We start from the raw sequence: 7,270 nt of genomic DNA on the forward strand, positions 1-7,270 counted from the left end.
TTCCAGCGGATCGGCCGCGCCCGCCGGCGCGAACAGGCGCAGCGCGGTGCGCAGCCGCCGCAGGCCGACGCGCAGCTGGTGCAGGTGCTCGTCGCCGAAGTCGCCGCTGGCCAGCTGGCTGGCGTTGATCGCCACCTGCTGCAGGCATTCGCCCAGCACCTGCCGGCGTCCGGCAGGCATCGCGATGCCGTCGTCGAGCGACACACGTGCCGACTTGCGCGCCGCCGCGCGCGGCGTGCCCTCGGCCAGCAGCGTGCCGCGCTCGGCCTTGCTGCGCGTGTCCAGCCACAGCCCGTGGCGCTGCACCCACTCGCCGACCACGGCGAGCAAGGCCGCGGGAGTGCCCTCGAGCAGCTCGATCTCCAGCTCGCACACCGGCATCGAGGCATCGCCGGCGGCGATCAACCCCTGGTCGAAGGCCAGCTCCATCACGGCGCCGTGGCGGCGCAGCGTGCGCGCCGTGCGGCGGATGTCGGTGCGGTAGCGGCAGGACAGCTCGGCGCCGGGCCGCGCGGCCAGCAACGCGGCCAGCCGCTCTCCGGCGGGCGTACCCAGGTGCAGGGTGAGGTCGAGCTCCGGCAGGGCCGCGCTGCGCTCGCGGCGCGTCGCGTTGTGCTCGAGCCTCGTCATCGCGTCAGCGCCGCTGGCCTTGAGCGTCTGGACCCAGCGCGTGCCCTCGCGTCGCAGGCGCAGGGCGACGCCGGCATGCGCCAGCAGGCCGTCGCCGGTGTCGAAGTACGCGGCCTGCAGGCGCAGCGGCCGCCCTGTCGAGCGCCCTGCCACCGCCGCCTCGACACGCGCACGTCGGTCCGCTGGCACCTGGAACTTCAGCTCGATCTCAATCATGGGTCGATCTTGTCAGATGCCACCCCCGAGCTTGATGAAAGTGGCCTGCATGGGCTGCGCTATGCTTTTGCCCGTCATCACGGAAAGATCAGAAGACTGTGGGATTTCTCGACGACCTCAAGCGGCAGGCCGAAGCCGCCAAGGCTGGGCAGACCGTGGACCTGGCCACGGCCGAGCGCAACGGGCTGCTCGTCGAAGCCGCCTGCAAGACGGTATTCAGCTATGTCGACACCCTGATCCGCCAGCTCGACGTGCTCAAGCCGGTGTCGAAGACGCGCTATGCGCTCGACCGCCGCCTGGTGTTCGAGCAGCTGCCGATCACCGAGCTGAAGGTCGACACGCGGCGCAAGAAGCTGCGCGGCAACGACGTCTGCGACTACGTGGCCATGCACGGCCGGCTGCGCAACGGGCAGCGTGCTGCCTTCACCAAGGACTTCCTGCCCGACATCGAGAAGATCGACGCGAAGCTCGCGCAGGGCGGCGCGCCGGTGCATGCCAAGGCGGTGCGCAACCCCGACAACAACAAGCTGATCGAGATGCGCTACGAGGTGGCGGTCGACTTCGCGCTGGCGGTGCACGTCACGCCCGACCACGACAACGGCCGGCTGCACTTCAAGGTGATGAATTTCGACGGCTTCGAAACCATCACGCTGGAGCTGCCGGCCATCGAGGTCGGCTCGGCGCGGCTGGACGAGCTGGCCAAGTGGATGCTCGGCGAGCCGCACCAGTTCTTCGCCGGCGCGCAGAACCTGCGGCGGGTGGAGGCCTGACCGGGCCGTCAGCCGGCTGTCGGGGGGCGGCGGATAAAATCGCCGCCATGCCGCTCTTCTGGAAACCCTACCAATCCGACGTCACCACGTTCCTCGACCAGCTGAAGGCCGCCCGCCCCACGCTGGAGCAGGAACAGCAGGCCGGCCGTGCCCTGCTCTGGGACAAGCCCGTCGACCGCGAGGCCCAGGCCGAATACCGGGCCGCCCGCGTGCCGCAGCAGCCCTACGTCTACCAGACCAAGGGCCACTGAGCTCCGGCCGGCGATGAGCCACGACGCCGCGGCACCCGAGGTGCCCGACATGCCCCCGCCCACGCCCGACGTGCAGGCCCTGCCGCCGGCGGCGGTGGACCACGTCGCCGTGGCGCGGCTCTACGGCGAACCGCTGTTCGCCATGCCGACGGACCTGTACATCCCGCCGGATGCGCTGGAGGTCTTCCTCGAGGCATTCGAAGGCCCGCTGGACCTGCTGCTCTACCTGATCCGCAAGCAGAACTTCAACATCCTCGACATCCCGCTGGCCGACGTGACGCGCCAGTACCTCGCCTACGTCGACCAGATCCGCAAGACCAACCTCGAGCTGGCCAGCGAATACCTGCTGATGGCGGCGATGCTCATCGAGATCAAGTCGCGCATGCTGCTGCCGCCGAAGAAGACGGAAGACGGCAAGGAACCCGAGGATCCGCGCGCCGAGCTGGTGCGCCGGCTGATCGAGTACGAGCAGATCAAGCTCGCCGCGGCCAAGCTCGACGCGCTGCCGCTGCTCGGCCGCGACTTCCTGCGAGCGCAGGTGACGATCGAGCAGTCGCTGGCGCCGCGCTTCCCCGACGTCGACGCCGACGACCTGCGCGCCGCCTGGGCCGACATCCTGCGCCGCGCCAAGCTGAATCAGCACCACACCATCACGCGCGAGCAGCTCAGCGTGCGCGAGCACATGAGCATCGTGCTGCGCCGTCTGCAAGGCCGCCGCTTCGCGCTGTTCGAGGACCTGTTCGAGACCTCGCGGGGCCCGCAGGTCATGGTGGTGACCTTCATCGCCATGCTCGAACTGGCGCGGGAGCGCCTGCTCGAGATCACCCAGGCCGAGGCCTTCGCGCCGATCTACGTGCGCCTGGCCTACGAGCCGGCCTGACAGAGCCCCCCAGTCGCTGCGCTCCTGCCCCCGAGGGGCGCCGTCCGACTTGGGGCGGCCCGGCGCCGGACCGTTCCCGCCGCTCAGGCTGGCTCGGCGGCCTGCAGCGGGTCCTCGCCGTACTGGTTGCCGCCCGAGGTGCCGACCAGGCACATGAAGACCAGCAGGACGATCCAGCCGACGAAGGGGATGAAACCGACCAGCACCCACCAGCCGCTGCGGTCGGTGTCGTGCAGGCGGCGCACCGTGACGCCGAGGCTGGGCAGCAGCAACGCGATGCCGAAGATGGCGCCAAGGATGCCCGCGCCGCCGAGCATGCCGTCGAGCATGGCCAGCACGATCGCGATCAGCAGGTAGATCAGCGCGAACATCCAGTATTCCTTGCGCCGCGCGCGGCCGCTGAACACCGCGTACTTCCTCACCACGGCCACGAACCAGTTCATCTCGAGCCCTCCCTGTCGTTGTTCAATCGTTGTTGAATGTCAGCGCGAGGCCTTCGCGCCCAGCTTGAAGGCGATCATCGCGCGCAGCTTGTTCGGCACCACCGGCTTGAGCAGCAGGTGGAAGTCCTTCTCCTGGGCCTCCTTGTCGAGCGTGCTCATCGTGCTGCCCGTCACCACGATGGCCGGCAGCCGCGCGCCGAAGCGCTCACGCAGTGCCGCGATGGCTTCCACGCCATTGCGGCCGCTCTCCAGCCGGTAGTCGACGATGCAAAGATCGGGCCGCACCACCGCGGGGTCGGCGGCCGCCGCCCAGGCGAGGCTGTCGGCCACGCTGTCGAACGACGCCACCTGCGCGCCCCAGCCTTGCAGCAGCACCTCCAGACCGCTGCGCACCGCGGGCTCGTCTTCCACCACCACGATCAGCCGGCCGTCGAGCGTCAGGCCGGCCATCGCGCGGCTCGACAGCGAGGCAGGCTGCGGCCGGGGCATCGTCCCGACCGGCAGTTCCAGCGAGAACACGGTGCCGCGGCCGGCGCGCGAGCGCAGCGTGATCGGCGCGCCCATCAGGTCGGCCAGCCGCTTGACGATGGCCAGCCCGAGGCCCAGGCCCTTGCGCTGGTGCGGCGCCACCGCCGGCGTGTTGGGCACCTGGTAGAACTCCTCGAAGACCTTGGCCTGCTCTTCCTCGCGGATGCCCAGGCCGGAATCCCACACCTGCACCAGCACCTTGTCGCCGCGCTGCCGCGCGCCGACCAGCACGCCGCCGTCGTTGGTGTAGCGGATCGCGTTGCTGACGAGGTTGCGCAGGATGCGCTCGACCAGCAGCGGATCGGCATGCACCACGCGACGGCCGCCACGCAGCGTCAGTGCCAGTCCCTTCTCGAAGGCGGTGGGCTCGTAGTGCAGGCGCAGCTTGCGCAGGATGTCTTCCAGCTCGAAGGATTGCGGCCGCACCTCCACGCCGCCGGCGTCGATGCGGGTGATGTCCAGCAGTTCGGAGAACAGGCCCTCGAGCGCATCGACGGAGGCGTTGATGCTGTTGACGAGGTGCGCCACCTCGGGCTCGTGGGTGCGCTGGCGCAGCGCCTCCGCGAACAGGCCCATGGCGTGCAGCGGCTGGCGCAGGTCGTGGCTGGCGGCGGTGAAGAACTGCGTCTTGGCGCGGTTGGCCACCTCGGCCTCGTAGCGCGCCGCCTCGGCCGCCTGCTTTTCGATGCGAAGCTCCTCCAGCAGCCCGTCGGCGCGCAGCTTCAGCTCGATCACCCGCTGCAGCGCCTGACGGTAGTTGCGCGCCAGCAAGGTGGTCAGCGTGATGATGATCACCAGCATGCCGGCCAGCCGCAGGCTGTGCTCCTCGCCGCCGGTGGCGATGCGCCACACCAGCGGACCGAAGCAGATCGCCACGTAGGCGAGGAACATGCGCGGCTGGTTGGCCATCACCGGCACCGCGGCGATGCAGAAGGTGTAGATGACCAGGATCAGCCCGGTCTGCTGGATGCCCAGACCGCGGGTGTAGAACAGCCACCCCGACAGGCCCCAGGCGCCGGCCGAGGCGATGGTCAGGATGTTCCAGCGCAGCCGCCAGGCCTGCCAGTCGGTGATGCCGTCGCGGCGCAGCGTGCGGCGGAAGGCCTGCGCCAGCACGATGCGCACCACCCACAGGCCGATGAACAGCGCGGCCCAGGGCAGCAGCACGGCCAGCGGCAGGCTGTTCCAGAACAGCAGCAGCAGCATGCCGAAGCCCGCCGCCAGCCCGGCCAGCGTGGCCGGCGCGTAGGCGTAGACGGCGAGCACCTCCTCGCCGAGGGCGGAGTGCCGCTGGGCGGCCGCAGCCGGCTCGGGCGGCGTGGCGTTCAGCGCGGGGGCGTGCGCCATGCGTTGAGGCCGCCCTGGTGCGTCATCTGGCTCACCGCCAGCACCGCCTGCGTGCGCGAGCTGACGTTGAGCGCGCGCAGCACGGCGGCGACGTGATCCTTCACCGTCTCGACGGACAGGTTCAGGTCACGCGCGATCAGCTTGTTCGGCTTGCCCTGCAGCAGCAGCGCGAGCACGTCGGTCTGGCGCGGCGTCAGGCCCAGCGAGGCCAGCGGCGGCGCCTTCTGCACCTCGCCGGCCTCGGCCTGCTCGCGCACCGTGTTCAGCGCGGTGGGCACGGCGCCGGCCGCGGCGGTGCCGGAGGGCCCGTCGCTGTCGAAGGAACGCAGCGTCATCGGCGGCACGTAGATGCCGCCGGACATCACCACGTTGAGCGCCTCGAACAGCACGTCGTTGCTGGCGCGCTTGGGCACGAAGCCCATCGCCCCGAGGTCGATGGCGTGGATCACGTCGCTGCTGCGGTCGGAGGCCGAGACCACCACCACCGGCACGGCCGGGTACTGGGCGCGGAACTCGGTGAGCACGTCGAAGCCATGGGCGTCGCCGAGGGCGAGGTCGAGCAGCACGAGGTCGAAGTCGGGGTCGGCGGCGAGCGTCTCGCGCGCTTCCCTGGCGCTGGCCGCGCCGACCACGGTGACGCCATCGCCCAGCCCCTGGATCACGCTCTTGAGCGCCGAGAGGATCAGCGGATGGTCGTCGATCAGCAGCACCTTCATGGCGGACTCCTCAGACGTAGCGGCGCGACAGCGACTCGGCCACGCACACCGGCTTGGCCGAACCCTCGCGCTCCATCGTGACTTCCATGGTGATTTGCGCGCCGCCTTCGATGGGCTCGAAGGACACCAGCTTGAAGTGCCCGCGCAGCCGGCTGCCGACCGGCACCGGCGCCGGAAAGCGCACCTTGTTCAACCCGTAGTTGACGCCCATGCGGACGCCGCCGAGCTCGATCGCCGTGTCGGCCATCTGCGGCAGCAGCGACAGCGTGAGGAAGCCGTGCGCGATGGTGGTGCCGAACGGGCCGGCCGCCGCGCGCACGGGGTCGACGTGGATCCACTGCCGGTCGCCAGTGGCCTCGGCGAACTCGTCGATGTGCCGCTGGTTGATGGTGATCCAGTCGCTCGTGCCGACCTCCTGGCCGAGGCAGGCCGCGAGCTCCTCGAGCGAGGCGAACTTCCTCATGCGTCCACCCACTCGACGATCGGCTGCCACTGCGCCAGGTCGCGCTCGAAACGCGAGGGGGCCACGTCCCACAGCGTCAGCCCGCGGGCAGCCAGGTGCACGTAGTTCTGCGTGTCGCGCAGCTGGCCGATCAGCGGCACCTTGAGCTTCTCGACGAAGGCGCGCAGGTGGTCCGCCGACAGCGTGCCCTCGCGCACACGCATGCACACGATGCCGAACTTCACCTTGTCGCTGCGACGGTGTGCCAGCAGCTCGCCGACGAAGGCATGGGTGGCATGGATGTCGAAGATGCTCGGCTGGATCGGGATGATCACCTTGTCGGCCAGCTTCATCACCTCGTCGAGGCGCTTGCCGTGCAGGCCGGCGGGGGTGTCGAGCACCACGTGCGTGGTGCCCTTGGGCGGGCGCACCACCTCGCCGTGGGTGTCCCAGCTGCCGATGGCCGGCAGTTGCGGCGGTCGCAGCGACAGCCAGGTCAGCGCCGACTGCTGGCGGTCGACATCGCCGAGCATCACCGCATGCCCGCGGGAAGCGAGATAGCCCGCGAGATTGGTCGACAGCGTGCTCTTGCCAACGCCTCCCTTGGGGTTGGCCACCACGATCACCGGCATGCGGACCTCCGTCCTCGTCGTTGTTTGTCGGGGTTTGCGGGTATGGTAGCGGCACCCCGACCCCCTCCCCATCCCTTGCAACCCCACGCCAGCCCTGACCCCGCACCCCAGCCCGGCGCCGAGGTGCTGGTGCTCGTGGCGCACCCGCAGATGGAGCAGTCGCGCGTCAACCGGGCCATGATGCGCGCAGCGGGCGCGCTGGCCGCGGCGCAGCCGCAGCGCGTGGAAGTGCGCGACCTGTACGCCCTGTACCCCGACTACGACATCGACACCGCCGCCGAGCGCGCACGGCTGGCGGCAGCGAGGCTGGTGGTCTGGCAGCACCCGGTGCACTGGTATGCGATGCCGCCGCTGATGAAGCTCTGGCTCGACGAGGTGCTGACCTTCGGCTGGGCCTACGGCCCGGGCGGCCACG

At 70.2% G+C, this 7,270-nt stretch carries 10 protein-coding genes; 4 read left to right on the plus strand and 6 right to left on the minus strand.

Features of this window, described 5'->3' with window-relative positions; translation table 11 throughout:
- A partial coding sequence (locus AB7U92_RS18225) for an inorganic triphosphatase (RefSeq protein WP_428580114.1) occupies positions 1–846 on the minus strand: 846 nt, incomplete at its 3' end.
- 98 nt (positions 847–944) lie between these two features.
- On the opposite strand from AB7U92_RS18225, the gene AB7U92_RS18230 reads away from it, so the two are divergent.
- The 3 genes from AB7U92_RS18230 to AB7U92_RS18240 are packed head-to-tail and all read left to right on the plus strand — an operon-like array spanning position 945 to position 2,747.
- On the plus strand, positions 945–1,616 hold the full coding sequence (locus AB7U92_RS18230) for a hypothetical protein (RefSeq protein ID WP_428580117.1): 672 nt from the start codon (positions 945–947) through the stop codon (positions 1,614–1,616).
- Between the two features lie 47 nt (positions 1,617–1,663).
- Positions 1,664–1,867, plus strand: coding sequence for a DUF3460 family protein (locus AB7U92_RS18235; RefSeq protein WP_428580120.1), 204 nt, complete (start codon positions 1,664–1,666; stop codon positions 1,865–1,867).
- 49 nt (positions 1,868–1,916) lie between these two features.
- Positions 1,917–2,747, plus strand: coding sequence for a segregation and condensation protein A (locus AB7U92_RS18240; RefSeq protein WP_428580140.1), 831 nt, complete (start codon positions 1,917–1,919; stop codon positions 2,745–2,747).
- Between the two features lie 83 nt (positions 2,748–2,830).
- Here AB7U92_RS18240 and AB7U92_RS18245 read toward each other — a convergent pair whose 3' ends face one another.
- From AB7U92_RS18245 to AB7U92_RS18265, 5 genes are read right to left on the minus strand one after another with little or no spacing between them, the layout of a single operon-like run.
- Positions 2,831–3,190, minus strand: a complete 360-nt coding sequence (locus AB7U92_RS18245) for a DUF805 domain-containing protein (RefSeq protein WP_428580123.1) — start codon at positions 3,188–3,190, stop codon at positions 2,831–2,833.
- Positions 3,191–3,229: 39 nt separating this feature from the next.
- Positions 3,230–5,065, minus strand: a complete 1,836-nt coding sequence (locus AB7U92_RS18250) for an ATP-binding protein (RefSeq protein ID WP_428580125.1) — start codon at positions 5,063–5,065, stop codon at positions 3,230–3,232.
- Positions 5,044–5,781, minus strand: a complete 738-nt coding sequence (locus AB7U92_RS18255) for a response regulator (RefSeq protein ID WP_428580128.1) — start codon at positions 5,779–5,781, stop codon at positions 5,044–5,046. The genes AB7U92_RS18250 and AB7U92_RS18255 overlap by 22 nt, the downstream gene beginning before the upstream one ends.
- A gap of 10 nt (positions 5,782–5,791) precedes the next feature.
- Positions 5,792–6,244: a MaoC family dehydratase gene (locus tag AB7U92_RS18260; protein ID WP_428580131.1), complete on the minus strand. Its 453-nt coding sequence runs from the start codon at positions 6,242–6,244 to the stop codon at positions 5,792–5,794.
- Positions 6,241–6,855, minus strand: a complete 615-nt coding sequence (locus AB7U92_RS18265) for an AAA family ATPase (RefSeq protein WP_428580134.1) — start codon at positions 6,853–6,855, stop codon at positions 6,241–6,243. Before AB7U92_RS18265 ends, AB7U92_RS18260 begins: the two co-directional genes overlap by 4 nt.
- A 75-nt stretch (positions 6,856–6,930) precedes the next feature.
- On the opposite strand from AB7U92_RS18265, the gene AB7U92_RS18270 reads away from it, so the two are divergent.
- Positions 6,931–7,270: NAD(P)H-dependent oxidoreductase (locus AB7U92_RS18270; RefSeq protein WP_428580137.1), on the plus strand; the 340-nt coding region annotated here is incomplete at its 3' end.

This window comes from Piscinibacter sp. (assembly GCF_050175855.1).
Classification (GTDB): Bacteria; Pseudomonadota; Gammaproteobacteria; order Burkholderiales; family Burkholderiaceae_C; genus Piscinibacter.

Coding starts and splice junctions, on each gene's coding strand:
- AB7U92_RS18240 (WP_428580140.1), top strand. CDS start 1,917: ATGCCCCCGCCCACGCCCGACGTGCAGGCCCTGCCGCCGGCGGCGGTG.
- AB7U92_RS18260 (WP_428580131.1), bottom strand. CDS start 6,244: ATGAGGAAGTTCGCCTCGCTCGAGGAGCTCGCGGCCTGCCTCGGCCAG.
- AB7U92_RS18245 (WP_428580123.1), bottom strand. CDS start 3,190: ATGAACTGGTTCGTGGCCGTGGTGAGGAAGTACGCGGTGTTCAGCGGC.
- AB7U92_RS18265 (WP_428580134.1), bottom strand. CDS start 6,855: ATGCCGGTGATCGTGGTGGCCAACCCCAAGGGAGGCGTTGGCAAGAGC.
- AB7U92_RS18250 (WP_428580125.1), bottom strand. CDS start 5,065: ATGGCGCACGCCCCCGCGCTGAACGCCACGCCGCCCGAGCCGGCTGCG.
- AB7U92_RS18235 (WP_428580120.1), top strand. CDS start 1,664: ATGCCGCTCTTCTGGAAACCCTACCAATCCGACGTCACCACGTTCCTC.
- AB7U92_RS18255 (WP_428580128.1), bottom strand. CDS start 5,781: ATGAAGGTGCTGCTGATCGACGACCATCCGCTGATCCTCTCGGCGCTC.